The following is a 25,360-nucleotide window of genomic DNA, read 5'->3' as shown; positions in this document are numbered from 1 at the left end:
GTACCGGCGCGGGAAGCATTGGTGTCTCGCTAGGAGATCTTCTCGACCTGGTTGAACGCGAGCTCGACGGGCGTCTCGCGACCGAAGATCGAGACGAGCACCTTGACCTTGCGCTGCTCGGCGTTGATCTCGCTGATCGACGCGGGCAGGGTGGCGAACGGGCCGTCCATGACGGTGACCGACTCGCCGACCTCGAAGTCCACCTCGACCGCGGGACCCTGCGACACGGCGCCACCGGACGTGGCCGCTCCGGATCCATCGGCACCGACTGCGCTCTTGTCCTTGGCGGGCTTGGTCCGGGCGCTCTCGGGGAGCAGGAACTTCACGACCTCGTTCATCGTGAGCGGCGAGGGCTTGCTGGTCAGGCCGACGAAGCCGGTGACGCCGGGGGTGTTGCGCACCGCGCCCCAGGACTCGTCGTTGAGGTCCATGCGCACCAGGATGTAGCCCGGCAGCACCTTGCGGTTGACCCGCTTCTGCTGGCCGTTCTTGATCTCGGTGACCTCCTCGGTGGGGACCTCCACCTGGAAGATGTAGTCGCCGACGTCGAGGTTCTGGACACGGGTCTCGAGGTTGGCCTTGACCTTGTTCTCGTAGCCCGCATAGGTGTGGATGACGTACCAGTCGCCGGGGGCGGTGCGCAGCTGCGCCTTCAGCTCCTCGACGGGGTCGATCTCGACCTCTTCCTCGGCCTCCTCCTCGACGAGCTCGGCGCCGTCACCGGCGGCCGCGTCCTCCTCGGGGGTGCCGAACACGTTCTCCTCGGCCTCGATCAGGGCCTCGTCCTCGGCCGACTCGACCTCGGTCGCCTCGGCGTCATCGACCAGCACGCCCTCAGGGGAGTCCTGCTCAGCCTCGTTGTGCTCCGGGGTGCTCACAGCGCCGAAGTTCCTTCCGTCTCGTCTTCTCGGGCGGTCCGGCTACTTGCCGAACGCCCACAACATCAGCTTCGCGAAGCCGAGGTCGAGGAGGCTGATCATCGCGGTGAGGATCACCACGAAGAGCAGCACGATGATCGTGTAGTTGACCATCTGGCTGCGGGTGGGCCAGATGACCTTGCGCAGCTCGGCGACGACCTGGCGGATGTACAGCCAGATGGCGGCGAACGGATTGCGCGAGGGCTTCGCGGCCGCGGTCTTCTTCGCAGTGCCGGACGCCGTCGTCGACTCACCGGGCTCGGGTGCCTCGGCCAGCGCCGTGCGGCCACGCCGGCCGCTGGAGCGCTTACCGGAGGGGCGGGCCTGCTGGGCGTCTTCGGCGGCGCTGTCCCCGGCGGTCTCGCCGGTGGTCGCGTCGTCCTGCTCGTCGCTCACGCACTTCCCTCCGCTGTTCCTCCGGCGACCCGCGGGCCGACCGATGTCAGAGCCGGGCGCCGGGGCCCGCCTGTGCAGGGGCGACAGGACTCGAACCTGCGACCTGCGGTTTTGGAGACCGCTGCTCTACCAACTGAGCTACACCCCTTTGCGGGACCTCGCGGTCCCGCACCCGCACCCTTCGATGGGCGCGCTTTCGCACGCCCGCCGTGTGGTGCGGACAGTTCAGTGTACGGCACATCGGTGCCGCACCTCAAAACGCCCCGTCAGAGGCCCGGCAGTCCACCACGGTCGGGCCCGCCCGACGGTGACCGTCGTCCGGCCCGGCGGGACCGCGCACCGTCGTGACTAGCCGAACTGGACGGTGGCGACCGGCTTGCCGAAGATCTTGCGGTCGCCCTGCTTGACGGTGAGGAAGACGACGCCCGTCTTGCTCTCCTCGTCGAGCGACTTGATCTTGCCCGAGTACAGCAGCTCCGCCTTCTGGTCGGCGGGAACGAACACCGGCGCGGTGAAGCGGACGCTGTACTCCTTCAGCGCACCCGGATCGCCCAGCCACTCGGTGATGTAGTTCGAGCCCAGGCTCATGGTGAGCATGCCCTGCGCGACGACGTCCTCCATGCCGGCCAGCTTCACGATGTGATCCGACCAGTGGATGGGGTTCGGGTCACCGGTGACGCCGGCGTAGTTGACGAGGTCGCCGCGGGTCAGCTCGAAGATCCGCTCGGGGAGCTCCTCGCCCACCGACACGTCCGCGAAGTTACGAAGTGCCATACATCATCACCTTTTCTGCGGCGCCCATGAAGTCGGGAGCGTCGGGGTCATCGGTCGAGCGACCTGCCAGCGTGGTCCAGGACGTGACGAGCGGGTTGCCGTCCTGATCGGAGATCTCGTTGCGCGTCACGATCAGATCGACGCCAGCGACCTGCCGGAACGCGTCGAAGTGCACGTGGGTGGTCAGCGTCATGCCGGCCAGGATCGGCGCATGGAACTGCACCTTCTGCTCCGTCTGCATCACCGGGCGACGCCCGTAGCCGACGATGGCCTCCTCGAACAACGGGCGATGCGCCACGATGCCGATCAGCGAGAACATGATGGGCGGCGCAACGATGTCGTCGTATCCGGCGGCACGCGCGGCCTCGGGATCGTGGTGGACGGGGTCGGTCAGCTGGCTGGCGTTGGCGAACTCCCGCACCTTCTCACGGCTGACGTAGTACTTGTCCTTGTACTCGTAGTTGTAACCGACCGCGGCGCGGGTACGCTCCGCGACCTCTTCCGGGCTGAGCTGCTCGGTGACCGGGCCACCCGGTACATCGATGTCGTTGCTCACGTGGGGAACCTACCTAACGTGAAATGGGCTGAAGAGCAGTATGCCAAAGGGGAGGGCATCCTTGGCGGATGCCCTCCCCTTCGTTCGAACGTTTCGCCTAGCGCGACTCGCGATGCGCCTGGTGCGAGCCACAGTTCGGGCAGAACTTCTTCAGCTCGAGGCGATCGGGGTCGTTGCGACGGTTCTTCTTGGTGATGTAGTTGCGGTGCTTGCACACCTCGCACGCCAAGGTGATCTTGGGGCGAACATCTGTCGATGAAGCCACGACGTTCCCTCTTTCGCAAATCTCTTGTCAGTTGTAGCGGTGGGGAGGCTCGATCTCCCGACCTCACGATTATGAGTCGTGCGCTCTAACCAGCTGAGCTACACCGCCCTGAGCTATCAGCACATTGCACTGGTCTAGCGAGCCCCCTAACGGAATCGAACCGTTGACCTTTTCCTTACCATGGAAACGCTCTACCGACTGAGCTAAGGGGGCGTGGTCCTGGGGGCGCCGTCTCCGGCACTCCAAGAGCCTCAACGAGATTACACACTGCGGCGGAGATCATCCAAATCCGCAGGTCAATCCGTTTTCGCAGCGACCCCCGGCGATCGAGATCACCGGGGGTCGAGGCGGGTGGCACGTGTAGGATTCGAACCTACGTAGGCTAAGCCGACGGATTTACAGTCCGCTCCCATTGGCCGCTCGGGCAACGTGCCGTTCACTGCCCGTGAAGGCAGCGGAGAGTAGACTACATCGCCCCCACCGGGGCCGCGCAAACCCGCAGGTCAACTGATTAGGAGTCCAGCCGAGATGGCCGATTCGTCGTTCGATGTCGTGAGCAAGATCGACCGCCAGGAGGTCGCCAACGCCCTCAATCAGGCGGCGAAGGAGCTCAGCCAGCGGTACGACTTCCGCGGCACCAACACCACGGTCGAGTTCTCCGGCGAGGACAAGGTGGTCCTCACCTCCGACGCCGAGGAGCGCGTCAAGGCCGGCCTCGAGGTGTTCCAGGAGAAGCTGATCAAGCGCGGGCTGTCCTTGAAGGCCTTCGACGCCGGTGACCCGGTCGCCTCCGGCAAGACCTACAAGATCACGGGCACTCTGGTCGAGGGCATCACCAGCGAGAACGCCAAGAAGATCAGCAAGCTCATCCGCGACGAGGGCCCCAAGTCCGTCAAGGCCCAGATCCAGGGTGAGGAGCTCCGCGTGACCAGCAAGTCCCGCGACGACCTCCAGTCCGTCCAGTCCCTGCTCAAGGGCGCGGACCTGGACATCGCGGTGCAGTTCGTCAACTACCGCTGAGGCCTTTCTGCCCGACGGTGTGCGGTTGTCCGGGCCGGTTGGGGTGACCGCACCCGTCCCTCGTTTCGTCGTCGAGTGCGGGGGTCAGCTGTGGGTTTTCTCACAGGAGAGGTTGGGCCGCGGGTTTCGGCGCGGCGGGAAGGTCGCCGCCCCCGGTGAGGCACTGTCGTCCCCCGCGCCGCGCCGCCAGGAGCACCAGGCGTTCCGTCCCCCACCGAACGCCCGGCGTTTCACGAGGGACGCGTTGTCCCCCGCGCCACGCCGCCGACCCCCACGCCGCGATGGCGTCCCCACGCCGCGATGGCGACTACGCGGCCAGCAGACCGTGACGGACCAAAGTCGGAGTGAGTTTGCGGCGTAAGCGCGCGTCGTCGACCAGATCCTTCCAGCCCCACCGCACGATCTCGAAGCCGTGCGCGGCGAACACCGCGTGCCGCTGCTTCTCCGCGGCGAGCGCAGCGGAGCGCTCGGAGTCGGTCGTGCCGTACTTGCCCTCACCGTCGAATTCACCGATCAGCGTTCCCCACCGGAAGTCGGCGAAGAGCAGGTGTCCATCGAGGTGGAACTCCGCCTGAAGCTGTGGAGTCGGCACACCCCACGCCAGCATCAACATCCGCGACCAGGACTCCCCCGCGGATTCACTGCAGTCCACTGACAGGTGCAAGGCGCGCCTGGCCACGGCTGATCCCCGCCGTCGACCGAGCCTGTCCAGAGTGGACTGCAGGCTCTCCAGTGGAACCGGCGCCGGAGTCGACGCGGTCGGGAATCGGGGGATGAAGCGCACCGCGTCGATCGCCGCGACGGCCCGCACGAGGTCGCCGGACATCGCCACGTCGATGGGAGTACGCACTCGCGAGGTGACACGCACCCCGTCGACCTCCACGACCTCGTCGTCCTCCAGCGGCCGGGGATGAACGTGGATCCCGGGGCGCCGTCCTCCACCATGCTCCCGATCGACGGTGAAGTGCACCGACTGCCGGTCCGGCTGCAGGAACGGAATGTCGTGCAGCACCGCGGCACTTTCGTGGCTCACCACGCCACCGCACGACATCGACGCCGCGAGGATCTTCATTCGGTACAGCGCCCGCGCGTCGTAGCCGCCGGCGTGCGCGTAGACCCCCATGGCCAGTCGGATCAGCTCGCCGCTGTCCACAGCCCTGCTGATGTCGCCGCTCGTCCACCCCGTCGCGAGCAGATACTCCCGAGTCAGAATCTCCCCCATGCGTTGAGTGAACCGCACCGCGACACCGCGAATCGCCGCCCAGCCGCGTTCATCCCCAGGCTACTGGAGGGTATCCACAACAAATTCGGCGCTGATCGTTCCCCCTACGACGGGCCCCGGCCCCAGCCCACCGTTCCCCCTGCGCCGCGCCGTCGTCCCCCGCGCCGCGCCGCCAGGAGCACCAGGCGTTCCGTCCCCCACCGAACGCCCGGCGTTTCGCGAGGGACGCGTTGTCCCCCACGCCACGCCGCCGACCCCCACGCCGCGCCCCAACCCCGCGCCAACCGCCGCGCACCTGCCGCACCGGCGGCACCGTCGAGCCGGGCTACGCGGTCAGCGCCTCCAGCCGCTCCACGCGCCTCTCCAGCGGCGGCTGGGTGCGGAAGACGCGGCCGAGGCGGTCGCTGTCGCGGAAGGGGTACACGAGCATCGTGTCGGCGTGCACGGCGAGGTCGGGTTCGGGGGGCAGGGGAGCGCGGGCGGCACCGTCGGACACGGTGCGCAAGGCGCGGACCAGAGCCGACGGGGCACCCGTGAGCAGTGCCGCGGAATGGTCGGCGCGGTAGTCGACGGTCCGCGAGACACCGAGCCGGATCAGCGCGCCGGCGATCGGCGCGAGCACCGACAGCATCGCGTCGACGACCCGGCTGCGGCGCGATCCGCCGTCCCCGAAACCCAACAGGTACCCGAACCCGGCGAACCCGCAGATCACGGCGCCGAGCGCGCCGGCCACGGACGCGGTCAGAGTGTCCCGCGCCCCGATCCGCGCGAGCTGGTGCGCGAGCACCGCGCGCAGCTCGTCCTCCGGCAGCAGCTCGAGCAGCCCGACGGTGACGCACACCGCCGCGTGCGACGGCCCGTGTCCGGCGGCGAGGACGTTGGGCGCCGCGGTCGGTGAGACGTACACCGCGGGCATCGGCAGCCGCGCAGAGGTCGACAGCTCGCGCACCAGCCGGAACAGCGCGGGTTGTTGCAGCTCGGACACGCGCCGGGCGTGCATCGCGCGCAGCGGCAACGACGGTCCGCTGACGTACAGGTAGGCGCAGACACCGGCGGCGAGGACGATGGACAGCAGGAAGGTGGTGCGTCCGAAGATCGCGCCGCTGGCCATCACGAAACCCGCGACCAGCGCCAGCAGCAGCGCGGTGCGGATCAGATTCCCGGTCCGGCTCCGGGGGCCCAGCACGCGCAGACCTCAGCCCAGGCGGGCGACCGTGAAGGTGACGAGGGATTCGAGCGAGGCGCGCGGCTCGGACTCGGGCAGCGCGGCGAGCTCGGCGCGGGCCTCGTCGGCGTACCGCGCGAGCACCGCCTCGGCCTCCTTCATGCCGGCGGAGCGACCGAGGAGCTCGATGGCCTCGTCGACCAGTGCATCGTCGGTGACGGGGCCGACGAGGATCTCCCGGAGCCGGTCGGCCTCCGGCCCGGAGTCGCGCAGGGCGTAGTGCACCGGCAGGGTGAACACGCCCTCGCGGAGGTCCGTGCCGGGCGTCTTGCCGGACTCCGTGGCGATCGAGCTGATGTCGATGATGTCGTCGCTGATCTGGAAGGCCATGCCGATCGCGGCGCCGATGCGGTACATCCGCTGCGCCGTCTCCTCGTCGGCGCCGCCATGCAGCGCGCCGAGCAGGCCGCAGGTGGCGATGAGGCTGCCGGTCTTGCCCCAGATGGTGTCGAGGTAGTGCTGCACGGGATCGCCGTCGCCGGCCCCCTTGAGCTCGAGCATCTGCCCGGTGACCAGTTCCCCGAAGCATTGCGCGATCACGCCGACGGCGCGGGGGCCGAGGTCGGCGCCGTACTTCGAGGCGCGCGCGAACAGGTAGTCGCCCGCGAGGATCGCGATCGAGTTGCCCCACTTCGCGTTGGCCGACGGTGCGCCGCGGCGCGTGTCGGCCTCGTCCATCACGTCGTCGTGGTACAGCGTCGCGAGGTGGGTGAGCTCCATCGCGGCCGCGGCGGTGATCACCTCCTCCGACGGCGAACCACCGATCCGGCCGGAGAGGACCGTGAACATGGGCCGGAACCGCTTGCCGCCGGCCTGGAACAGGTGCAGCGCCTCCTCGATCACGCACCCGTCGGCCTCGGCGATGCCGTCGGCGATGACCTGCTCCACGCGGGCCAGATCCGCGCGGACCCCGGCCGCGAACTCGTCGGACCCCAGCGAGACCCCGGCTACCGTCTTCTCCACGGGTTCAGCCTAGCGGGCGGGTCGCGGTGTGCAGTGCGACGATGCCGCCGGTCAGGTTCGTCCAGCTCACGCCACCCCAACCGGCCTCGCGCACGAGCTCCGCGAGGTCGGCCTGCGCGGGCCAGTTCCGGATCGACTCGGCGAGGTAGGTGTAGGCCTCCGGATTCGACGATCCCTTCGCCACCACCTGGATGGCCTCCAGCGCGACCTTCTCGTACAGCGTGCGGAAGGCGCCGTTGGTCGGGGTGGAGAACTCGCACACCACGAGCCGCCCGCCGGGCCGCACCACGCGGGCCATCTCGCGCAGGCCGGCGACGGTGTCCTGCACGTTGCGGAGCCCGAAGGAGATGGTCGCCGCGTCGAAGGAGTCGTCCGCCAACGGCAGCGCCATCGCGTCACCCGCGACCATCGGCACGCGCCGGAAGGCACCCGCCTGGAGCATCCCCGTCGAGAAGTCGCAGGCGGCGACCCACGCGCCGGACCGGGCGAGGTCCACCGTCGAGACGCCCGTCCCGGCGGCGAGGTCGAGGACGCGGTCCCCCGGCTTGAGGTCGAGCGCGCGCCGGGTGCGGGCGCGCCAGTACCGATCCAGCCCGCCCGTCATGAGCGTGTTGGTCCGGTCGTAGCGGCGCGCGACACCGTCGAACATCGACGCGACGTCGCCGGGTTTCTTGTCCAGGGAGGCCCTTGCCATGACCCGAAAGTTACACGACCGCGCGCACGCCACGATTCGTCGCAGGTCCGGCGATCACGCTCTCGTAGTGCGCGAACAGCTGGTCGCACAGCGCGGGCCAGGTGCGAGCGAGGACCGACTTGCGGGCGGCCTCGCCGAACCGGGCGCGCAGCGCCGGGTCGGCCAGGGTGTCGATGACGCCGGGAAGCAGGTCGGCGAACTCGGCGACGGGCAGCAGGTAGCCGTTGCGGCAGTGCGCGACCAGGTCGCGCGGCCCGCCCTGGTCCGGCGCGATCGACGGTACGCCCGACGCGAGCGCCTCCTGGACGGCCTGGCAGAAGGTCTCGTGCTCGCCGGCGTGCACGAAGACGTCGAGGGAGGCGTAGGCCGCGCCGAGCTCCGCGCCGCCCAGCTGCCCGGTGAACACCGCTCCGGGCAGCAGTGATTCGAGCCGCGCGCGCTCCGGCCCGTCGCCCACGATGACCAGCTGCACGTCATCGCGCCCCGCGAGCCCGACGAGCCGCTCGACGTGCTTCTCCGCCGCGAGCCGCCCGACGAACCCGACGACCATCCGGTCCGGCCGGTCCCCCAACCAGGCGGCGCGCAGCGAGGCGCTGCGGTGCGACGGCGCGAACCGCTCGCCGTCGACGCCGCGGGCCCAGGTCTTCACGCGGGGGATGCGGTGCGCCTCGAGATCGGCCACGGACGCACTCGAGGGTGCCAGGGTCAGGTCGCACTGCTTGTGCATCTGCCGGGTCCACCACCACGCTGCGCGCTCGAGCGGCCCGAGCCCGTAGGAGCCCGCGAAGCCGGCGACATCGGTCTGGAAGATCGCGACCGTCGGGATGCCCAGGCGCTTGGCCGCGGCCAGGCCACCCGCGCCCAGGAAGTAGGGCGAAGCGAGGTGCACCACGTCGGGCTCGAACTCGCGGAGCACGTCGAGGATCCGCATGTTCGGCTGCCCGATGGGCAGCGACGAGATCCGCGGCAGCATCCGCGCCGGCACCCGGTACACGGGGAACCCGAGGTGCTCCAGCGGGGCGGGCTCCTCACCCGCGACCGAATCGGGCGCGATCACGATCGCGTCCGCACCGGTACGGCGACAGTGCTCCAGTACCCGGAGCACCGAGTTGGTGACCCCGTTGACGTTCGGCAGGAAGGACTCGGCCACGATCGCGATACGCACGTGCCGAGTGTGTCGTGCGGGAGGGCCGTGCGGGAGCCTAAGGGTCGACGGTGTGCGGAACGTCAGGTGAACTCTCGGGCCGGGACCCGTCGCCCCGGTGGTAGCCGACGGCGAGGAGCACCATGATCGCCCCGATCACCAGCCACGTCCCGGCGGCGACGGACGCCGCCGGCACCACCGCGACCACGGCGGACCGTCCGGCCACCCGGACCAGCTCCGGGTCCGACCGGCTGTACTCCACCTGGATCCGGTCGCCCACCGACAGCTCACTGGGGTACAGGACGCCGAGCGGAGGATTGTGGTTGACGCCGTCGGTCGTGTAGAAGCTGATCGTCGAGCGGCGGGGCCCCGCGGAGAGCACTTCCGCGGTCGCCGTGCCGCGGTCGGCGTCGATGGTCACGTCGTCGCGCCAGGCCGCCGCGACGAGGACCGCGCACAGCCCGGTGATGAGGATCGCCGCCGACAGCAGCACCAACTGCACCCGGCGCAGCGCCGTGCGGCTCACGCGTGCCCGCCCGAGATCCGTGCGCGCATGCCCGCGTGCAGGGCCCGGAGCCCGGCCCGCTCGGTCCGGACCTCGACGACCCGCAGCCCGTCCGGCTCCCATCCCAGGTCGTCCAGGCCGGCACGCGCGTACTCGACGCCGTACGCGGCGCAGAGCGCGCTGATGTCCGTCCCGTGCGGCGTGCCGAACACCCGGGCGGCGGCACCGTCGTACTCCGCGCCGGAGTAGCGCTCCTCGCCCTGTTCGAGCAGGTTGAAGATGCCTCCCCCGTTGTCGTTGGCGACCACGATCGTGAGGTTGTCGGGCCGGGGTTCCTCGGGGCCGATGAGCAGCCCGGACGCGTCGTGGACGAAGGTCAGGTCGCCCATGAGCGCGACGGTGCGCCGGTCCGGATGTGCGAGTGCGGCACCGATCGCGGTGCTGACGGTGCCGTCGATCCCGGCGACGCCCCGGTTGGACAGCACGCGCACCCCGTCGGGCACGTGCCCGGCGAGCGCGACATCGCGGACGGGGTTCGACGCGCCGACCACCAGCTGGTCGCCGGGCCGCAGTGCCGCGCACACGGCCCGCGCGACGTGCAGGCCCGTCACCGGGCCGTCCTCCAGGCCCAGCGCGACGGCCTCGCGGGCGGCGGCGTCCGCCCCGGCACAGGTCGCGAGCCAGTCCGGCGAGGGCTCCCCGACGGGCACGACGCGCGTGCCCGTCGCCGCGACATTGCCCGACACGTCAGGCCAGCGCGGCCCGGTGGTCACGGCGTACACGGTGACCTCCGGGTCGGCGAGCAGGGCGCTGACCTCGCGGTGCAGGGTCGGGCGGCCGCAGATGATGGCCTGCTTGGGCTGCAGCGCCGACAGCGCCCAGGGATGCAACGCGTTCGTCGCCTGCGGCGCGGTCGGCTCGGCGACGGTCGGCAGGCCCGCGAGGGCCGGGTTCTCCCCCGCCCCGTGCCCGGAGATGACGACGGTGTCCGGGCTCAGGTCGATCGGGAGCGGGACGTCGAGGGTGGCGACGGGCGCGACGGTCCACGGCCCACCGTCGGGCCTGCCCTGCGCGAGCGCGGGCGACGGGTCGTCGGGCACGAGGGGTTCGCGGAGCGGGATGTCGAACTGGACGGGGCCCGCGTTGCCGGTGCGGGCGCCGCGGGCGGCGGCGAGCGCGCGGCAGACGGCGCTGCGCCACTGCGAGTTGCGGTCGAGGCCCGGCTCGGAGAGGCCCAGGCTGAGAGCGGCGCGGACCTGGGTGCCGAAGATGCCGAACTGCTCGACGGTCTGGTTGGCACCGGATCCGAGCAGCTCGTAGGGGCGGTTCGCGCTGATCACGAGCAGCGGGACCCGGGCGTAGTTGGCCTCGAACACCGCCGGCGACAGGTTCGCGACGGCGGTGCCGGAGGTCATGATGATCGGCACCGGGCGCCGGCTCGCGGCGGCCAGGCCGACGGCGAGGAAGCCCGCGGTCCGCTCGTCGATCCGCACGTGCAGCCGCAGCTCTCCGCGCTTGTCGGCGGCGTGGACCGCGAAGGCGAGCGGCGCGTTGCGCGAGCCGGGACACAGCACCACGTCGGTCACGCCCCCGCGCACCAGCTCGTCCACGATCACCCGCGCCTGCAGCGTGGACGGGTTCGGCGGCTTCTGCATGCGCACCACCTTACGACCGCATTCGCGCTCGCCCGGCTCCCGGCACCTGACGTACGGTCGTTGCGGGATGCCGCGAGGAGGGAGCAGAAGATGACCGCGATCACCGTCGCCGACCTTGCGGGCGTCGTGTACTCCTCCGGCAAGGTCTTCGACGGGCTGTCGACCGGACGGCTCGACACGGAGAACTTCCTCCGTTCCGGCAGCGTCGAGGGGATCACCTCGCGCGCGGACCTGGCACTCCTCGAGGACCTGCGCGATGCCGCGGGATTCATCCTCGACGGTGCCGCGCGCCCGACCGACGCCGCGCTCGTCCGAGACATCAACGCGCGGATCACTCGCAGCGGCGCACTGCATCCCGGCGAGCTGCGCACCGCGGAGCAGCGGATCGGCGTGCGCACCCGGTACGGCCGGCATTCTCCGGAGGCCCTCACCAACGAGGGCCTGCAGGACCTCGTCGAGACCCTCACGGCCGGAACGGATCCGATTGAGGCCGCGCTGTCGTTGTTCGTGGGCGTCGCGCGGGCCCAGCCCTTCGAGGACGGCAACAAGCGCACGGCGCTGTTCGCCGCGAATCACCTCCTGCTGAGCGCCGCAGCCGGAAAGCTCCTGACCGTCCCCGTCTCCGACACCGACCCCGCAGTCGCGGACACCTTCAACGACCTGCTCGCCCGCGCCTACCTGCTCGGCGAGGACGACGGCGTGAAGAACCTGCTGCGCCGGGACGGGATCGTGCCGATCGGCGCGTAGCCCACTAACCGCCGGCCAGCTTCGCCAGCACGGGACCGGCGAGCAGGAGCACGTCGCGTTCGAGCGGGGTGAGCCGCTCGGCCATGGCGGCCTCGAGCCACGCGTTGCGGGTCGCGCGGTCCTCCTCGATGACGGTGCGCCCCTCGGCGGTGAGCTCGACGTACTGCCGCCGACGGTCCGCCTCGTCCCGGCGCCGCCCCACGAGGCCCGCGTCCGTGAGGGCGTTCAGCGCGGGGGTGAGGGTCTGCGAGCGGACGTGCAGGGCCTCTCCGAGGTCGGCCGGTGTCGCCGGGCCGCCGCGGTCGAGACTGCCGAGGATGAGGTACTGGGTCTCGGTGAACGGGCCCGGCCGACGGTGCGCGCGGATCTCCCGGCTCAGGGAGTGCACGCCGTACCGGAGCTCGCTGACATCAGACATAGCAAGATTTTACTTCATACTTTTGCGTCTTTTGCGAGTTGATTCGCGTGTTTATCACGTAGATACTTGTTGTCATGCGCAGCGAACTGACGAGGTGGGCCGGTCTGATCGTCGCCTCCTGCGCGCTCTCCGCGGCGCTCCTCGCCGCCGGCGTGCCCAGTGCCCCGCTGTTCGCAGCGCTGGTGTGCGCGGTGGCCGCGGCGCTGTTCGGACGGGCTCCGGGGCCGATACCGCGGCCGGCGCAGCTCGCGGCGCAGGGCGTGCTCGGCGCCTACATCGGCACGCTCATGCAGGCGCACACGGTCGCGGCGCTCGGATCGCGGTGGCCGGCGGCGCTGCTGGTCGGATTCGCCACCCTTCTCCTCTCCGTGGGCGCCGGGGCACTGCTCGGCCGACACCGGGACACGGACTCGATCACGGGCTCGCTCGCGCTGGTCGCGGGCGGCGCGTCGGGGCTGGTCGCGATCGCCCGGGAACTGGGCGGCGACGAGAAGACGGTCGCCGTGGTCCAGTACCTGCGCGTGGGCCTGGTCACCGTCTCGCTGCCGCTCGTGGCGGCGCTGTACCCGCACGTCCCCGGTACGTCGGTCGCGGAGTCCGGCCCGAACCGACCGTGGTGGTTCGATCTCGGTTTCACCGCGATCTGCGTGGGCGGCGGACTCGCCATCGGGTTGGCGACCCGCCTCCCCGCGGGCGGGCTCCTCGGCCCGCTCGTCGCCTCCGCCGCGCTGTCATTGTCGGGCGTCGCCGCGGGGGCGACGGTGCCGTGGCTCCTCGTCGCGGCCGGGTACCTGGTGATCGGCTGGCAGGCCGGCGTCGGCTTCACCCGGGAGTCGCTGAAGTCGATGGCGCGCCTGTTGCCCTGGGCGATCCTGCTCATCGTCGGGGTCGGGATCGGCTGCGCCGGCCTCGGTTTCGCCCTGTCCGCGATGACCGGCGTCTCCACCCTCGACGGCTACCTCGCGACCACGCCGGGCGGCATCTACGCCGTGCTCGCGGTCGCCGCGTCGTCGAACGTCGACATCACCTTCGTCGTCGCCGCGCAGCTGATCCGCGTGCTGCTGATGCTCTTCCTCGCGCCTGCGGCGGCGCGGGGCTTCCAGCGTCGGCGTGCCCACCGCCGCGAGGAACCCCCTGTCACCACCGGCGTGTGACCCGTCACACGCGCGCCGCCGCGAACACTGCTAACATCGAGCCCATGACTGCGGGCACCAGGGAATTCGACATCATCGTCTTCGGCGCGACGGGCTTCGTCGGCGAGCTGACGGCGCGCCACCTCGTGGGCCACGCGCCGGACGGCGTGCGCATCGGCCTCGCGGGCCGCACGCAGGCCAAGCTGGAGAAGCTGCGCGCGGGCCTGGGCGGGAAGGCGAAGGACTGGGGCATCGTCGTCGCTGACGTCGACAAGCCCTCCACCCTCGACGAAATGGTCGCGCGCACCACGGTCCTGTGCAGCACCGTCGGCCCCTACGCCCTGTACGGGGAGACGGTGGTGGGCGCGTGCGTCAACGCCGGCACGCACTACACGGACCTCACGGGCGAGGTGCTGTTCGCGCGCCGCTCGATCGACAAGTTCCATGAGCAGGCCGTCGCGAACGGCACGAAGATCGTGCACTCGTGCGGATTCGACTCGATCCCTTCGGATCTGGGCACCTTCCTCGTCTACGAGCGCGCGAAGGCCGACGGTGCCGGCACGCTCGGTTCCACGACGCTCGTCATGCGCGACCTGCGCGGCGGCGCGAGCGGCGGCACCATCGCCTCCGCGATCGGCCTCGCCGACGAGGTGAGCGTCGACCGCGAGGCCCGGCGCATCGCCGGCCGAGCGCATTCGCTGACGGTCGACGACACCCGCGAGACGCCGAAGCAGCCGGGCGACCTCTCCGTGGTGGACGCGAGGTCGGTGGATCCGTCCCTGTCCGGCACGCTCGCGCCGTTCTTCATGGGTAGCTACAACACCCGTGTCGTGCGTCGCAGCAACGGCCTGCTCGACTTCGGCTACGGCCCCGACTTCACCTACCGGGAGACGATGGCCGTCGGCTCCAACCCCATCGTTTCGACGGTGGCCTCCCGCGCCGTGCAGGGCGCCCTCGCCGTGGGCATGGCGGCCCTGGCGATCAAGCCGCTCCGCCCCGTCCTCGACCGGATCCTCCCGGCGCCCGGCGAGGGGCCGAGCGAGGCCTCGCAGGCCAAGGGCCGCTTCCGCGGCGAGGTGTACACCCGCACCACCAGCGGCCGGCGCTACCGCTCGACCATCGGCGCACAGCTCGACCCGGGCTACAGCGGTACCGCCGTCATGCTCGGCGAGTCCAGCCTGGCCCTGGCCCTCGACGGCGACACCGCCCGCGGCGGCGCTCCCCTGCCCACGTACGCCGGCGTCCTCACCCCCGCCGTCGCGATCGGCGACGTACTGGCCGATCGCCTGCGCTCCCAGGCCTTCACCGTCACCGTCGACGAACTGACGTAACTCCGCACACCGCCCCGCAGGAGGGCCGGAACCTCACGCCGACCTGGTGCGTCCAATTGATGAGCGCATCGGGTCGGATCGTGAGCGGAGGCCACCATGAATGTTATCGGTTCTGATAACATTGCTTCGGACTTGCCGGACATTCCACTCACGTGGGTGGGATCAACCCGGTCTGACATGCAAGCGCAGCCGAAGGAAGCGCAACGGTTGATGGGACAGCAGCTACGACGCGCGCAGAGGCGACTCGAGCCCGACGACTGGAAGCCGATGCCCACAGTCGGGCGCGGCGTCCGTGAGATCCGCGTCCGCGACTCGGACGGGACCTATCGCACGATGTACGTGACGTCAGGACGACCGCCAAGGATCTACGTGCTGGCCGTCTTCACGAAGAAGACGGCGAAGACGCCGCAACGAACCATCGACCTTGCGCGGAAGCGGTACAAGGCAGTCACTGAACTGATCCGGACGGGAGAATGATCGTGAAGCAGGATCCGATCGACGACGACTTCACGATGGTCACGACGGCCGACCCGTGGGAGGTGATCGCGGATACTCCAGAAGAGGCCGAGAACCTCCGGCTCCGAAGTGACCTGATGATCGCCATCGAGCAAGCGATCCGATCCCACGGATGGTCTCAGAAACAAGCGGCCAAGCACTTGAGCATCACCGCGCCCCGGATGAACGATCTCCTGCGCGGCAAGATCGACAAGTTCTCGCTGGACGCCCTCGTGAATCTCGGCGCGAAACTCGACCTTCACCTGCGGATCACGCACGTCGCCTGACAGGCCGTCACGCCAACGACAGGAACAGCTTCTCCAGCTTCTTCTGGTCCACGTTCTCGGGGCCCTCGGTCGCGATGCAGTGCTGCAGGCCGGTGGCCACGAGGGCGTAGCCGCTGCGCCCGAGCGCCTTGTTGACCGCGGCGAGCTGGGTGAGCACGTCCTCACACTCCTCCCCCTCCTCGAGCATGCGGATCACCGTGGCCAGGTGGCCGTGCGCACGCTTGAGGCGCGTCACGATCGGCTTGGCGTCCTCGTCCGGGATCTTCATGCCGCCAGCCCTTCCAGCATGCGGCCGAGCCGCTCACGCGCGTCCGCCGCGACACCGGACAGCGCTGCGGTGCCGGTGAATTCGGGCATGACGTTCGGGTCCATGACCTCCACCAGCGACTGCGCGTCACCCGCTGCCGACACCACCACGTTGCACGGCAGCAGCGCGGCCACGCGCGGGTCGATCCCGAGGGCCTCGTGCGCCAGTTGCGGACGGCACGCGCCCAGGATCACCTTCGGCGGCACGTCCACATCCAGCTTCGCCTTGAGCGTCGCCTTCAGGTCGATCTCCGTGAGCACGCCGAACCCGACCTCCGCCAGCGCCGCGCGAACCCGCGCCACCGCATCGCCGTAGGGCGCGTCGATCGTCGCGCTCATCGTGAACTCCGCCATGTCCCGTCCTTCCGTCGTCGACGGCACCGTCGACCCGTCGTGACGACCATTCTGGCACATCCCCCCGGGGGGATGCTAGGTTCAGGACGAACATCCCCCTAGGGGGTTAACGGAAGGACCGATCATGAGCACCCACGACACCGACGGCGCCGCGACCCTGCGCGCCCTGCAGCCGCAGCACCGCGACCTGCGCAAGGCCATCCCCGAGGTCTACGCCGGCTTCGGAGCCCTGAGCGCAGCCGCCTTCGCCGACGGCGCACTCGACCGGAAGACCAAGGAGCTCATCGCCTTCGCGATCGGTGTCGTCGAGGGATGCGACGGCTGCATCGCCTCGCACGGACAGGCCGCTGCCCGGGCCGGCGCCACCGAACAGGAGGCCGCGGAGGCGATCGGCGTCACCTTCCTCATGCACGGCGGGCCCGCCACGATCCACGGCGCGCGGGCCTTCGAGACCTTCCGCGGCTTCGCCACCGCCGAGAGCGCGTAAGGTCCGGCCCATGTGCAGTGCGATCACCTGCCGCGTGTGCGGCAAGACCACCTGGACCGGCTGCGGCTCCCACGTCGACGCGGTCCGCGCCACCGTCGCCCCCGAGGACTGGTGCCCGGGGCACCCGGCCCAGCCGCCGGCCGCGGAGCAGCCCGCCAAGCGGGGCTGGTTCCGACGTTGACCTCGACCGGCTATCGGTCGATCCGCGCGAACGGGCGCAGTTCCTCCACCTCGTAGGCGAGCTCGAGCAGCGCGGACTCCATGCCCGCCGGTCCGGCGAACTGGGCACCCAACGGCATTCCGGCACCGTCGAACCCGCACGGCACGGAGATCGCGGGCCCGCCCGAGACGTTGTTGAGCGGCGTGATCCCGACCATCGAGATGGTCCGGTCCATGAACTCGCCGAAGGGCAGCGACGGGTCGAGGAAGCCGATCCGCGGGGTGGTCCGCGTCATCGTGGGCGAGAGCATCGCGTCCACGCCCTGCTCGACGAACATCCGCTCGTAGTTCCCGGTCACCGCGCGCAGGCGCCGGATCGCCCCGGGCATCGACGGTGCGCTGCGCCGCGCGCCGCGCAACAGGCTGCGGGTGACGGGGTCGAGCTCGGCGGGGGTGAACCCGCGGCCCGATGCCGCCGCCGCGGCCCCGACCTCGGCGGCCGTCAGAAAACCCCAGTAGTGCAAGAAGTCCCGCACGAAGCCACCGTCCAGCCGCAGGTCAGCCATGGACAGCTCGACGATCTCGTGCCCGCTCGCGGCGAGCTCCTCGGCGAGAGTGCGGACCGGCGCGAGGCACTCCTCGGCGATGCCGAAGTCGGTGACCGACTCGGTGATCAGGCCGATCCGGCGGCGCCGCCCCGGCCCGCGCACGTGCCCGACGGGTGGAAGCGCAAGGTTGCGGACCGCCCGCTCGGCCTCCGCGACGTAGTGCGCGCTGTCGCGGACGGTGCGCGTGAGCACGCCCTCGCACACCACGTTGATCGGCAGCAGGCGCAGCTCCGGCATCCCCGCCATCCGCCCGCGCGTACTCTTCAGTCCCACAAGGCCGTTCAGGGCGGCGGGGATGCGAATCGAGCCGCCACCGTCGTTACCGTGGGCGATCGGCAGGGCGCCCGACGCGACCAGCGCCGCGGCCCCCGACGACGAGCCGCCCACCGAGTAGTCCGTGTTCCAGGGGTTGCGCGCGGGCTCGCGCGCGGCGAACTCGGCGCTCGCAGTGAGGCCGAACTCGGGCATCACCGTCGACGCGAGAACGTTCACCCCGGTCGCCGCGAACTGCTCCGCGACCGGCCCCGACTTCCCGGCGACCTTGTCCGACAGGGCGATCGAGCCCATCGTGGTGGGCAGCCCCGCGAACGAGGTGTTCTCCTTGATCGCCGACGGTACGCCGTACAACGCCACATCCCGATCCGCCTGCGGCCCGGCGCCGCCCGGGCTCGCCCACCAGCGCACCGCCCGCGTCGCGGGGTCGACGGTGCGCATCCGCGCCGTCGCGGCGCCCGCGGCCTCCGCGACACCGATCTCGCCCGAGCGGATCGCCGCGGCGACGCCGGTGGCGTCGAGCGTGCCGAGCGCATCGTCTGTGAAGGCACTGACGCGCGTGGACTCGTGCGTGAACTCGATGGTCATGACCTGGCCCCTCCCGGCGCTGCGCCGAGTCTGTACAAACTTACAGAGTCCGACCCTAGCGCTAGTCTGTAACTTTGTACAGACTTCTGATTCGTCCTAGACTGCGGGGCGTGGAGGAGCGCAAACACCGTCGGAGCACCCTCGAGCGCAGGCGTGCGCTCCTGGAGGCGACCGTCGAGATGGTGGGCGAGTCCGGGTACGCGTCGGTGACCCATCGCGCCGTGACCGCCCGTGCCGGGCTGCCCACCACGTCGATCGGCTACTTCTTCGCCTCGATCGACGATCTGACACACGAGGCCATGCGCGTCTTCGTCGCGGAGGAGTTCGAGCGGCTGGACCAGCTGGCGGGCTTCCTCGGCGACACCGCCGCCCCACCGGAGCAGGTGATCACCGCGTTCGGCGAGGTCACCGATGCTCGAGGAGCCGAGTCGCTCGCCCTCATCGAGGCCTACCTGCGCGCGGCGCGCGACCCGGCCGCCCGCGTGGTGATCGAGGAGTATCTGCGCGCTGCGGACTCCTTGGCGCAGGGCGCTGCCGCGCTCGCGGGCGTGGAGATCACCCCGGTGACCGCACGCGGCGTGATCGCGCTGATCAACGGCTTCACCGTGATCGACTCCGCGCTCCCCGACCAGGCCGACATCGAGGTCAAGAAGGCGGCGCTGCGCACCATGCTCATCGGCGCGCTGTTCGAGCAGGGCCAGGACGACGCCGCCCGCGCCCTGCGCGATCGGCGGCCCGGCTGACCGGACGATGGGCCCGAGCCTCCGGAACGGCGAGGACGCCGCACACCGGTCCACCGCGGGATCCTCGCGCCGCAGCTGTCAGGCCACCTGCACGCGCTGGTCACCGAACACGAACTCGATCGCGAGGCCGCCGCCGACCGCTTCGAGGTAGTTCCGAATCGTGCCGATCTTCGCGTTGTCGAGATCCCCGCGCTCGATCTTCGACACCTGACGCTGCCCCACGCCGATCCGCGCAGCGAGCTGTGCCTGTGTCAGCCCTGCCTGCTCGCGCAGTTCACGGAGACGGAACGCACGAACCTCGCCCGCCATCCGGGCCTTGTGCGCCTCCACACGGTCTCGATCGACGGGGTTGTCAGCGAGAAACTCCTCCAGCGACATCGCCATGCCCATCACGCTCCTTCAGCGACTCCAGATGATCGTCGAACATTCGGTCCGCAAGCGGAATATTCTTGCGGTACCAGCTCTTCCATTGCCCTGATTTATCCCCCGCGACGAGCATGATCGCCCACCGCTGCGGGTCGAACGCGAACAGGATCCGCAGCTCCGAGCGACCTGACGATCCGGGCCTCAGTTCCTTCATGTTCTTATGCCGCGAACCAGTGACCGTATCCACAAGCGGCCGCCCCAGAGATGGTCCGTGCTCGGCCAGCAACTGATCGCAGCAACGACCTGCTCTCTCGACGACCGGTCCAGTGCGACCAGCCAATCGGAGATCAGCTCGACATCGACGTTCCACATCAACTCCCCCTCACTCTAGACCCCCCAAGGTCTACTCACAACGACGAGTCCAACACCGCCCGCCCGCGCGCTGTGCAACCGTCGCGCTCAGGAGCCACCGGACGGGCTCAGCTGCCCCGTTCGATCCCCCGCGGCGATCCGGGTAGCCAGCCGATCCTGCGCCTCCCGGATACCGGAGGCGTACGACGGGTCGAGCGCGCTGTCCAGCGCGAAATCGAATTCCCGGCTGGTCTGCAGCCTGTCGGACGCCTCGGCGAACCGGCCCTGGCGGCGGTAGCCCTCGGCCAGGTTGAGGTGCAGCGAGGGCATGAAGCCGGCGACGGACAACGACGCGTGGACCGCCTGGAGGTCGGCGTCCGAGACGTGGGCGGACTCGGCGAGCGCAACCTCGTCCCACTCGACCTCAGCGTCCAATTCGCCCTGGACATCGGCGATGTAGTGCGCGGCTATGCACCGGGACGCGTGAGCCGAGGACTCGATCCGCACCCACAGCGCCTCGAGCTTCTGCTTGCGCTCCGACCGGTCACCGGTCATCGCGGCGCCGAGCTCCGTCATCAGGTTCTCCATGCCACGCACCCTAGACCGACCCACCGACAGGAAACTCCCAGCGGATTCCGACCTCGAACTGCAGGCGGCACCGCATCAGTAGGACTACAAAGGAATGATGAGACGATCACTGACGACCCTCCCGACCGTGATCGCGATCGCAGCGGTGGGGGCCCCGGCCGCCAACGCCGCGAGGCCCGAGGCCGCCATCGCGCGCGGCATGACGCTCGTGGGCACCGACGCCTACGGCGAGTACGGCTGCGAGGACTTCGTCGACTTCGCGTACGGCCGCACCGTCAGCAACGGCATTCCGCACGACTCCGCGCGATCGTTCTACGAGAACCTCGCCGCCAAGGGACTCGGCCACTCCGCACTGCCCGCGCCGCGCGGCGCGCTCGTGTTCTCCCAGAGCGACTACGGCTATCACGTGGACATCTCACTCGGGAACGGCACGTACCTCAGCGGCGGCGTCCAGGGGCTCGATCGCGGATTCGGCGACGGCTCGCAGATCCAGATCATCCCGAAACCCGACATCGCGCCGAACTCGACGCTACTGGGTTGGGCCTACGCGCCCTGGAAGTAGCGCCCGCGAGGTCCCGATTGCGGCTTCAAATCCGCTCAAGCCCCGCCGAATGCGCGCGTCCCGTCATACGGCTGTCGGGTTCACGAACGCCACAGGAGGGCCCATGAACCGACGCTTCTTCCTCACCGGCGCAACGGCGCTCGGGCTCGCTGCCGCAACGACGGCCGCGTGCACCACGACCGAGGATCGCGCCGGCGCCCCGACGTCCGCCACACCCGCGGCGGGCTCGACCTCGTTCGACAGGATCGTCCTGCAGAGCGCCGACGGCACCGCGTTCGCGCTGCACAGCACCGGCTCGGGCGACCTCGTCGTGATCCATCCGAGTCTCGCTCGCGGCGCGGCGGACTTCGACGTCGTGGCCGGCCTCATCGCCCAGCAGGGGTTCCGCGTCATCTCCTTCGACCCGCGGGGCTGCGGCGCCACCCGCAACGGCCGCCCGGACGCGAAGCTCACCCTCGACGACCTCGCCGCGGACGTCCGGCTCATCATCGACACGTTCGGCGGCGGTCGCGCACACCTGATCGGACACGACTTCGGCAACCGGGTGATGCGGCGCCTCGCCGTCCTCACTCCGGGCGCAGCACGCTCGATCACCCTGTGGGGTGCGGGATCCGGCGAGCCCAGCAAGGACGCCGTCGCCGTGCTGACCTCCGTGATCGGTGCACGCACCCCGGTGCCCGCCTTCGAGGAGGCCGTCACGCGCGGATTCTTCGCTCCCGGAAACGATCCGAGCGTCTGGTACACCGGCTGGTACGAGGCCGGGGGGTGCTCGAGAGCGCGGCCTCGCGGGCGACCCCGGCGGAGACCTACGCGGGCGGCGGCACCGCGCCGCTGCTCATCGTGCAAGGCGGACAGGACTTCATCGCGCCGCCCGAGAAGTCCGAGACTCTTGCGCGGGAGTTGGGCGACCGCGCCACCCGGGTCGTGATCGATCGTGCGGGCCACGCGCTGATCCCGGAGCAGCCCGCGGCGGTGGCCACGGCGACGGTCGCCTTCCTCCGCAAGCACTGACGCGCAGGCGGGTCAGAGCAGAGCGGCGCACCGTCGCAGGCGGGCGAGCCACCAGTCCCGTTGCTCCCCCACCACTTCCAGGGCCGCGACCTGCTGCGCCGCAGGTTCGACGGTGCGCACCCGTAGCGCGCCGTCGACCAGCGGGTGCTCACCCAGGTCCGCGGTGAAGAAGCCCCCGGTCCCCAGGCCCGCGGCGTTGCCGTCGGGGATGCACGCCGCCGCGACGATCCCGGCAGACATCCCGACCGCCGTGTCCAGTGCGGAGGACACCGTGACCCGCACGCCCGCAGCTGCTTTCAGCGCCTGTGCCACCTCCAGCACGGCGCGCACCCCGCCGAGCGGGGCCACTTTGACCACCGCGACGTCGGCGGCGCCCAGCTCCGCGACGCGCATCGGATCGCCCGCGCGGCGGATGGATTCGTCCGCGGCGATGTCGCAGGCACCGTCGAGCCTGCGGCGCAGCTCGGCGAGCTCCTCCACGGTGGCGCAGGGCTGTTCGGCGTAGTCGAGCGGACCTCCCTCGAGGAGCCTGGTGATCGCTCGCTCCGCCTGGTCGAGCGTCCATCCGCCGTTGGCGTCGACGCGCACGGCACCGTCGGGCCCGAGGGCGTCGCGGACGGCCGCCACGCGCGCCAGGTCCTGGGCCAGGGTCTGACCCGGCTCCGCCACCTTGACCTTGGCGACCCGGCAGCCCGGGAACCGCGCGAGCACCTCCGCGACCCTGCTCGGCGCGACGGCGGGCACCGTCGCGTTCACGGGCACGACGGTGCGCAGCGGCTCCGGCCAGCCCTCGTACGCGGCCTCGATCCCCGCGCGCAACCACTGCGCGGCCTCGGCGTCGTCGTACTCGGGGAACGCCCCGAACTCGCCCCACCCCGCCGGCCCCTGGAACACCACGGCCTCGCGCGCGGTGATCCCGCGGAACCGCACCCGCATCGGCAGCCGCACCACGCGGGCCGCGGCCACCAGTTCGTCGACGTCCACCACGCCCCCAACAGTAGAGTCGATCCCGTGACTTTCAACCCCGAGCTGTGGCAGCCGGTCCCCGGATTCGAGGACCTCACCGACATCACGTACCACCGGCACATCACGCAGGGCACCGTCCGCGTGGCCTTCGACCGCCCGGAGGTGCGCAACGCCTTCCGGCCGCACACCGTCGACGAGCTGTACCGCGCGCTGGACCACGCCCGACGGTCCGCCGACGTCGGCGCGGTGCTGCTCACCGGCAACGGGCCGGCACCGAAGGACGGCGTGTGGTCGTTCTGCTCGGGCGGCGACCAGCGCATCCGTGGGCGCAGCGGCTACCAGTACGCCACGAGCCACGACTCGGACGTCGAGGCCGCGACCGCGGACGGCGTCGACGAGATCCGCACCAAGGCCGAGGGCGGCCGGCTGCACATCCTCGAGGTGCAGCGGCTCATCCGGTTCATGCCGAAGGTCGTGATCGCGCTGGTCAACGGCTGGGCCGCGGGCGGTGGGCACTCGCTGCACGTGACGTGCGACCTCACGCTCGCGAGCCGTCAGCACGCCAAGTTCAAGCAGACCGACGCCGACGTGGGCAGCTTCGACGCCGGCTACGGCAGCGCCTATCTCGCGAAGCAGGTGGGCAACAAGTTCGCGCGCGAGATCTTCTTCCTGGGTGAGACCTACAGCGCCGAGGAGATGCACCACATGGGTGCGGTGAACCGCGTCGTCGACCACGACGAGCTCGAGAACGTCGCGCTGGAGTGGACGGCGAAGATCCTCGGCAAGAGCCCGCAGGCGCAGCGAATGCTGAAGTACGCCTTCAACCTTCCCGACGACGGGCTCGTCGGGCAGCAGCTCTTCGCCGGCGAGGCCACCCGCCTGGCGTACATGACCGACGAGGCCGTCGAGGGGCGCGACTCCTTCCTGCAGAAGCGCGATCCCGACTGGTCGCCCTACCCGTACTACTACTAGGGGCACAGGTCAGGCGGGGTAAATCAGCCCCCAGTCCGCAGCTGGTCCGCAGTAGTCTTCAGAGCTGCCCGCGCAAGCTCGCCAGCAGCGGCGCGGGTCCGATCCTCTGCGGTCGGCCATAAGTGCGAGTACGTGCTCAGCGTCGTCGCCGAGGAATGCCCGAGCGCCCGCTGAACCGTCACCACGTCGCAGCCCTGTGCGACCAAGCCGCTCGCGTAGTAGTGCCGCAGGCTGTGCAGCTTCGTGGTGAGACCGGCGGCCTTGCGGGTCTGCCGCCACCGGTACGTCACCTTGTTGTCAGTCCAGGCCGTGCCGTCGAGGTGGAACATCCAGCCATCATCCGCCGGCGGGTACGCGGCTACGTGTTGCGAGAGGATCGTTACCAGCTCGTCCCGCAGGTAGACGGTGCGCTCGGATCCCCACTTCGGTGGCGCCTCACGGGCATTCACTCCGTCGCGCCGGCGAAGGTCCTCGCGCACCGACGCGAGCAGCTCGCCCATGCCGACGTCGGACCTGGGTCCCATCGATCCTCAGATCTTCGCCGGCGAGCGAGGGTTCGTCAGCGCGAAGGACCTGATCGCCGCCATCGATGACGCCGAACAGAAGGTTGCTCGTACACCGGATGTTTCCCGATCCTCGCCGCAATGTTGGGAGGGATCGACGCCACGATGGTGCAGTTCGCGCGGTCGGCGCTCGATCGGACTGGGGACATCGCTCGACAGGCGATTGCGAGCAATCCGGACCGGTCCGGCGAGGAGATCGACGCCCTCTGCGAGTCCATCCACGGCCCCCTCATCGATACGCCCAAGATGCACGGCGCCCTGGTCGGCGCCACCGAAGCCGACGCCGCCGGCCTGAACGTCACGCAGCCCCCCGAATACCCCACACTGGGCCGCCATTTGGACACTGTGGACCCAGTACTTCGCTTTGGGCACAGTGGAGCCGGATGCGTGTCTACGAAGGCAGGATCGCCTCACAGGTCCAGAACCTCTGTCTGCCTGTCTGCCTGTCTGCCTGGGGAGCTTCGCATGAGCATGCTCGACGCATCGAGCACTGGGCGGTGGGCGTGCCCGAGCACACTCCCAGCGGCATCGCCGGCGCGATGTATGCCCGCATCGATTAGGCCGAAGACGAATCCGGGAGTCGCTGCACCCTCTGTAGCGCACCCTCATTAACCCCCGGGGGTCTCACTGCACTCGACACCCTGCGGGCGAGCTGTAGGTACGTCGCTCACGTGCGGTCCGGTTCTGCAGCCCTGTGGAGATCGAGGTTTGACCAT

At 70.2% G+C, this 25,360-nt stretch carries 35 protein-coding genes, 4 tRNA genes and 1 pseudogene; 14 read left to right on the top strand and 26 right to left on the bottom strand.

Annotated features, from left to right (window positions below; translation table 11 throughout):
* Positions 1-29: 29 nt before the first annotated feature.
* The 9 genes from nusG to AXK60_RS21680 all read right to left on the bottom strand — a co-directional run bounded on the left by nusG (position 30) and on the right by AXK60_RS21680 (position 3,342).
* Positions 30-878, bottom strand: coding sequence for a transcription termination/antitermination protein NusG (gene nusG / locus AXK60_RS21720; RefSeq protein WP_068574407.1), 849 nt, complete (start codon positions 876-878; stop codon positions 30-32).
* Positions 879-920: 42 nt separating this feature from the next.
* Positions 921-1,313 (bottom strand): preprotein translocase subunit SecE, encoded by a 393-nt coding sequence (secE, locus tag AXK60_RS21715; RefSeq protein ID WP_068574405.1) that lies wholly within the window; start codon positions 1,311-1,313, stop codon positions 921-923.
* 75 nt (positions 1,314-1,388) lie between these two features.
* Positions 1,389-1,461: transfer RNA gene (locus AXK60_RS21710), tRNA-Trp, on the bottom strand.
* Positions 1,462-1,661: 200 nt separating this feature from the next.
* The gene (hadB, locus tag AXK60_RS21705; RefSeq protein WP_068574403.1) at positions 1,662-2,087 is read right to left on the bottom strand and encodes a (3R)-hydroxyacyl-ACP dehydratase subunit HadB; all 426 of its coding nucleotides are present in this window, start codon (positions 2,085-2,087) and stop codon (positions 1,662-1,664) included.
* Positions 2,074-2,643 (bottom strand): (3R)-hydroxyacyl-ACP dehydratase subunit HadA, encoded by a 570-nt coding sequence (hadA, locus tag AXK60_RS21700; protein WP_068574401.1) that lies wholly within the window; start codon positions 2,641-2,643, stop codon positions 2,074-2,076. The genes hadB and hadA overlap by 14 nt, the downstream gene beginning before the upstream one ends.
* 97 nt (positions 2,644-2,740) lie before the next feature.
* Complete coding sequence (gene rpmG / locus AXK60_RS21695) at positions 2,741-2,908, bottom strand: 50S ribosomal protein L33 (protein WP_013125415.1); 168 nt, start codon at positions 2,906-2,908, stop codon at positions 2,741-2,743.
* A gap of 34 nt (positions 2,909-2,942) precedes the next feature.
* A tRNA-Met gene (locus AXK60_RS21690) sits at positions 2,943-3,016 on the bottom strand.
* Between the two features lie 32 nt (positions 3,017-3,048).
* Positions 3,049-3,121: transfer RNA gene (locus AXK60_RS21685), tRNA-Thr, on the bottom strand.
* A gap of 139 nt (positions 3,122-3,260) precedes the next feature.
* A tRNA-Tyr gene (locus tag AXK60_RS21680) sits at positions 3,261-3,342 on the bottom strand.
* A 94-nt stretch (positions 3,343-3,436) separates the two neighbouring features.
* Here AXK60_RS21680 and AXK60_RS21675 point away from each other — a divergent pair.
* Entirely contained in the window at positions 3,437-3,928 is a 492-nt protein-coding gene (locus AXK60_RS21675) for a YajQ family cyclic di-GMP-binding protein (RefSeq protein WP_068574399.1), read from the top strand.
* Between the two features lie 307 nt (positions 3,929-4,235).
* On the opposite strand, the gene AXK60_RS21670 is transcribed toward AXK60_RS21675, so the two are convergent.
* From AXK60_RS21670 to menD, 7 genes are all read right to left on the bottom strand, one after another.
* Positions 4,236-5,150, bottom strand: coding sequence for a type IV toxin-antitoxin system AbiEi family antitoxin domain-containing protein (locus tag AXK60_RS21670; protein WP_082778179.1), 915 nt, complete (start codon positions 5,148-5,150; stop codon positions 4,236-4,238).
* A gap of 325 nt (positions 5,151-5,475) precedes the next feature.
* The gene (locus AXK60_RS21665) at positions 5,476-6,336 is read right to left on the bottom strand and encodes a M48 family metalloprotease (RefSeq protein ID WP_231855648.1); all 861 of its coding nucleotides are present in this window, start codon (positions 6,334-6,336) and stop codon (positions 5,476-5,478) included.
* A 9-nt stretch (positions 6,337-6,345) separates the two neighbouring features.
* Entirely contained in the window at positions 6,346-7,338 is a 993-nt protein-coding gene (locus tag AXK60_RS21660) for a polyprenyl synthetase family protein (protein WP_068574395.1), read from the bottom strand.
* Positions 7,339-7,342: 4 nt separating this feature from the next.
* On the bottom strand, positions 7,343-8,032 hold the full coding sequence (locus AXK60_RS21655; RefSeq protein WP_068574393.1) for a demethylmenaquinone methyltransferase: 690 nt from the start codon (positions 8,030-8,032) through the stop codon (positions 7,343-7,345).
* Positions 8,033-8,042: 10 nt separating this feature from the next.
* Positions 8,043-9,197: a glycosyltransferase family 4 protein gene (locus AXK60_RS21650; RefSeq protein WP_068574390.1), complete on the bottom strand. Its 1,155-nt coding sequence runs from the start codon at positions 9,195-9,197 to the stop codon at positions 8,043-8,045.
* A 37-nt stretch (positions 9,198-9,234) separates the two neighbouring features.
* Positions 9,235-9,702 (bottom strand): DUF3592 domain-containing protein, encoded by a 468-nt coding sequence (locus tag AXK60_RS21645; RefSeq protein ID WP_068574388.1) that lies wholly within the window; start codon positions 9,700-9,702, stop codon positions 9,235-9,237.
* On the bottom strand, positions 9,699-11,336 hold the full coding sequence (gene menD, locus AXK60_RS21640; RefSeq protein ID WP_068574386.1) for a 2-succinyl-5-enolpyruvyl-6-hydroxy-3-cyclohexene-1-carboxylic-acid synthase: 1,638 nt from the start codon (positions 11,334-11,336) through the stop codon (positions 9,699-9,701). Before menD ends, AXK60_RS21645 begins: the two co-directional genes overlap by 4 nt.
* 90 nt (positions 11,337-11,426) lie before the next feature.
* Here menD and AXK60_RS21635 point away from each other — a divergent pair, with 90 nt between their 5' ends.
* On the top strand, positions 11,427-12,083 hold the full coding sequence (locus AXK60_RS21635) for a Fic family protein (RefSeq protein ID WP_068574384.1): 657 nt from the start codon (positions 11,427-11,429) through the stop codon (positions 12,081-12,083).
* A gap of 4 nt (positions 12,084-12,087) precedes the next feature.
* Here AXK60_RS21635 and AXK60_RS21630 read toward each other — a convergent pair whose 3' ends face one another.
* Positions 12,088-12,501, bottom strand: coding sequence for a MarR family winged helix-turn-helix transcriptional regulator (locus AXK60_RS21630; RefSeq protein ID WP_068574382.1), 414 nt, complete (start codon positions 12,499-12,501; stop codon positions 12,088-12,090).
* Positions 12,502-12,575: 74 nt separating this feature from the next.
* Between AXK60_RS21630 and AXK60_RS21625 the strand changes: the two genes are divergently transcribed.
* The 4 genes from AXK60_RS21625 (at position 12,576) to AXK60_RS21610 (ending at position 15,747) form a co-directional block, all read left to right on the top strand.
* Positions 12,576-13,655, top strand: coding sequence for an AbrB family transcriptional regulator (locus AXK60_RS21625; RefSeq protein WP_068574380.1), 1,080 nt, complete (start codon positions 12,576-12,578; stop codon positions 13,653-13,655).
* A gap of 44 nt (positions 13,656-13,699) precedes the next feature.
* The gene (locus AXK60_RS21620) at positions 13,700-14,965 is read left to right on the top strand and encodes a saccharopine dehydrogenase family protein (RefSeq protein ID WP_068574378.1); all 1,266 of its coding nucleotides are present in this window, start codon (positions 13,700-13,702) and stop codon (positions 14,963-14,965) included.
* Between the two features lie 96 nt (positions 14,966-15,061).
* On the top strand, positions 15,062-15,442 hold the full coding sequence (locus tag AXK60_RS21615; RefSeq protein WP_068574376.1) for a type II toxin-antitoxin system RelE/ParE family toxin: 381 nt from the start codon (positions 15,062-15,064) through the stop codon (positions 15,440-15,442).
* 35 nt (positions 15,443-15,477) lie between these two features.
* Positions 15,478-15,747 carry a helix-turn-helix domain-containing protein gene (locus AXK60_RS21610; protein ID WP_068575286.1) on the top strand — a complete coding sequence of 90 codons (270 nt, stop codon included), beginning with the start codon at positions 15,478-15,480 and terminating at the stop codon, positions 15,745-15,747.
* A gap of 7 nt (positions 15,748-15,754) precedes the next feature.
* Here the strand turns inward: AXK60_RS21610 and AXK60_RS21605 are convergent, their stop codons facing one another.
* Together AXK60_RS21605 and AXK60_RS21600 are read right to left on the bottom strand one after the other, a co-directional pair.
* Positions 15,755-16,015 carry a metal-sensitive transcriptional regulator gene (locus AXK60_RS21605; RefSeq protein ID WP_068574374.1) on the bottom strand — a complete coding sequence of 87 codons (261 nt, stop codon included), beginning with the start codon at positions 16,013-16,015 and terminating at the stop codon, positions 15,755-15,757.
* Positions 16,012-16,407, bottom strand: coding sequence for a DUF302 domain-containing protein (locus AXK60_RS21600; RefSeq protein ID WP_068574372.1), 396 nt, complete (start codon positions 16,405-16,407; stop codon positions 16,012-16,014). The genes AXK60_RS21605 and AXK60_RS21600 overlap by 4 nt, the downstream gene beginning before the upstream one ends.
* A 124-nt stretch (positions 16,408-16,531) precedes the next feature.
* On the opposite strand from AXK60_RS21600, the gene AXK60_RS21595 reads away from it, so the two are divergent.
* Positions 16,532-16,894, top strand: coding sequence for a carboxymuconolactone decarboxylase family protein (locus AXK60_RS21595; RefSeq protein WP_068574370.1), 363 nt, complete (start codon positions 16,532-16,534; stop codon positions 16,892-16,894).
* Between the two features lie 10 nt (positions 16,895-16,904).
* Positions 16,905-17,075, top strand: a complete 171-nt coding sequence (locus AXK60_RS27215) for a hypothetical protein (RefSeq protein ID WP_175400088.1) — start codon at positions 16,905-16,907, stop codon at positions 17,073-17,075.
* A 10-nt stretch (positions 17,076-17,085) separates the two neighbouring features.
* Here AXK60_RS27215 and AXK60_RS21590 read toward each other — a convergent pair whose 3' ends face one another.
* The gene (locus tag AXK60_RS21590) at positions 17,086-18,522 is read right to left on the bottom strand and encodes an amidase (RefSeq protein ID WP_068574368.1); all 1,437 of its coding nucleotides are present in this window, start codon (positions 18,520-18,522) and stop codon (positions 17,086-17,088) included.
* 110 nt (positions 18,523-18,632) lie between these two features.
* Between AXK60_RS21590 and AXK60_RS27450 the strand changes: the two genes are divergently transcribed.
* Complete coding sequence (locus tag AXK60_RS27450; protein ID WP_068574366.1) at positions 18,633-19,265, top strand: TetR/AcrR family transcriptional regulator; 633 nt, start codon at positions 18,633-18,635, stop codon at positions 19,263-19,265.
* A gap of 78 nt (positions 19,266-19,343) precedes the next feature.
* On the opposite strand, the gene AXK60_RS21580 is transcribed toward AXK60_RS27450, so the two are convergent.
* The 3 genes from AXK60_RS21580 to AXK60_RS21575 form a co-directional block, all read right to left on the bottom strand.
* A complete protein-coding gene (locus AXK60_RS21580) occupies positions 19,344-19,655 on the bottom strand; it encodes a helix-turn-helix domain-containing protein (protein WP_425315229.1) in 312 nt (103 codons plus the stop codon).
* The gene (locus AXK60_RS25985) at positions 19,618-19,878 is read right to left on the bottom strand and encodes a type II toxin-antitoxin system RelE/ParE family toxin (protein WP_425315228.1); all 261 of its coding nucleotides are present in this window, start codon (positions 19,876-19,878) and stop codon (positions 19,618-19,620) included. Before AXK60_RS25985 ends, AXK60_RS21580 begins: the two co-directional genes overlap by 38 nt.
* A gap of 212 nt (positions 19,879-20,090) precedes the next feature.
* A complete protein-coding gene (locus tag AXK60_RS21575; protein WP_068574364.1) occupies positions 20,091-20,570 on the bottom strand; it encodes a hypothetical protein in 480 nt (159 codons plus the stop codon).
* A gap of 127 nt (positions 20,571-20,697) precedes the next feature.
* Here AXK60_RS21575 and AXK60_RS21570 point away from each other — a divergent pair, with 127 nt between their 5' ends.
* The 3 genes and pseudogenes from AXK60_RS21570 (at position 20,698) to AXK60_RS28010 (ending at position 22,143) form a co-directional block, all read left to right on the top strand.
* Positions 20,698-21,132, top strand: coding sequence for a hypothetical protein (locus AXK60_RS21570; protein ID WP_231855649.1), 435 nt, complete (start codon positions 20,698-20,700; stop codon positions 21,130-21,132).
* Between the two features lie 49 nt (positions 21,133-21,181).
* Positions 21,182-21,919 (top strand): annotated as a pseudogene (locus AXK60_RS27995) (alpha/beta fold hydrolase); the annotation flags it as partial.
* The gene (locus AXK60_RS28010; protein ID WP_483368397.1) at positions 21,898-22,143 is read left to right on the top strand and encodes an alpha/beta hydrolase; all 246 of its coding nucleotides are present in this window, start codon (positions 21,898-21,900) and stop codon (positions 22,141-22,143) included. The pseudogene AXK60_RS27995 and the gene AXK60_RS28010, both read left to right, overlap by 22 nt.
* 12 nt (positions 22,144-22,155) lie before the next feature.
* Here AXK60_RS28010 and AXK60_RS21560 read toward each other — a convergent pair whose 3' ends face one another.
* The gene (locus tag AXK60_RS21560; RefSeq protein ID WP_068574358.1) at positions 22,156-23,130 is read right to left on the bottom strand and encodes an o-succinylbenzoate synthase; all 975 of its coding nucleotides are present in this window, start codon (positions 23,128-23,130) and stop codon (positions 22,156-22,158) included.
* A gap of 24 nt (positions 23,131-23,154) precedes the next feature.
* Between AXK60_RS21560 and AXK60_RS21555 the strand changes: the two genes are divergently transcribed.
* The gene (locus AXK60_RS21555; RefSeq protein ID WP_068574356.1) at positions 23,155-24,081 is read left to right on the top strand and encodes a 1,4-dihydroxy-2-naphthoyl-CoA synthase; all 927 of its coding nucleotides are present in this window, start codon (positions 23,155-23,157) and stop codon (positions 24,079-24,081) included.
* A gap of 23 nt (positions 24,082-24,104) precedes the next feature.
* Here the strand turns inward: AXK60_RS21555 and AXK60_RS21550 are convergent, their stop codons facing one another.
* Both AXK60_RS21550 and AXK60_RS26620 read right to left on the bottom strand, forming a co-directional pair.
* Positions 24,105-24,605 carry a tyrosine-type recombinase/integrase gene (locus AXK60_RS21550; RefSeq protein ID WP_068747173.1) on the bottom strand — a complete coding sequence of 167 codons (501 nt, stop codon included), beginning with the start codon at positions 24,603-24,605 and terminating at the stop codon, positions 24,105-24,107.
* Between the two features lie 6 nt (positions 24,606-24,611).
* Positions 24,612-24,980 (bottom strand): hypothetical protein, encoded by a 369-nt coding sequence (locus AXK60_RS26620; RefSeq protein ID WP_139058072.1) that lies wholly within the window; start codon positions 24,978-24,980, stop codon positions 24,612-24,614.
* Positions 24,981-25,027: 47 nt separating this feature from the next.
* On the opposite strand from AXK60_RS26620, the gene AXK60_RS27205 reads away from it, so the two are divergent.
* The gene (locus AXK60_RS27205) at positions 25,028-25,204 is read left to right on the top strand and encodes a hypothetical protein (protein ID WP_175400086.1); all 177 of its coding nucleotides are present in this window, start codon (positions 25,028-25,030) and stop codon (positions 25,202-25,204) included.
* Positions 25,205-25,360 lie beyond the last annotated feature (156 nt).

Origin of the sequence: Tsukamurella pseudospumae, assembly GCF_001575195.1 — a bacterium.
GTDB lineage: Bacteria > Actinomycetota > Actinomycetes > Mycobacteriales > Mycobacteriaceae > Tsukamurella > Tsukamurella pseudospumae.
This window is presented reverse-complemented; position numbering and strand designations above follow the sequence as displayed.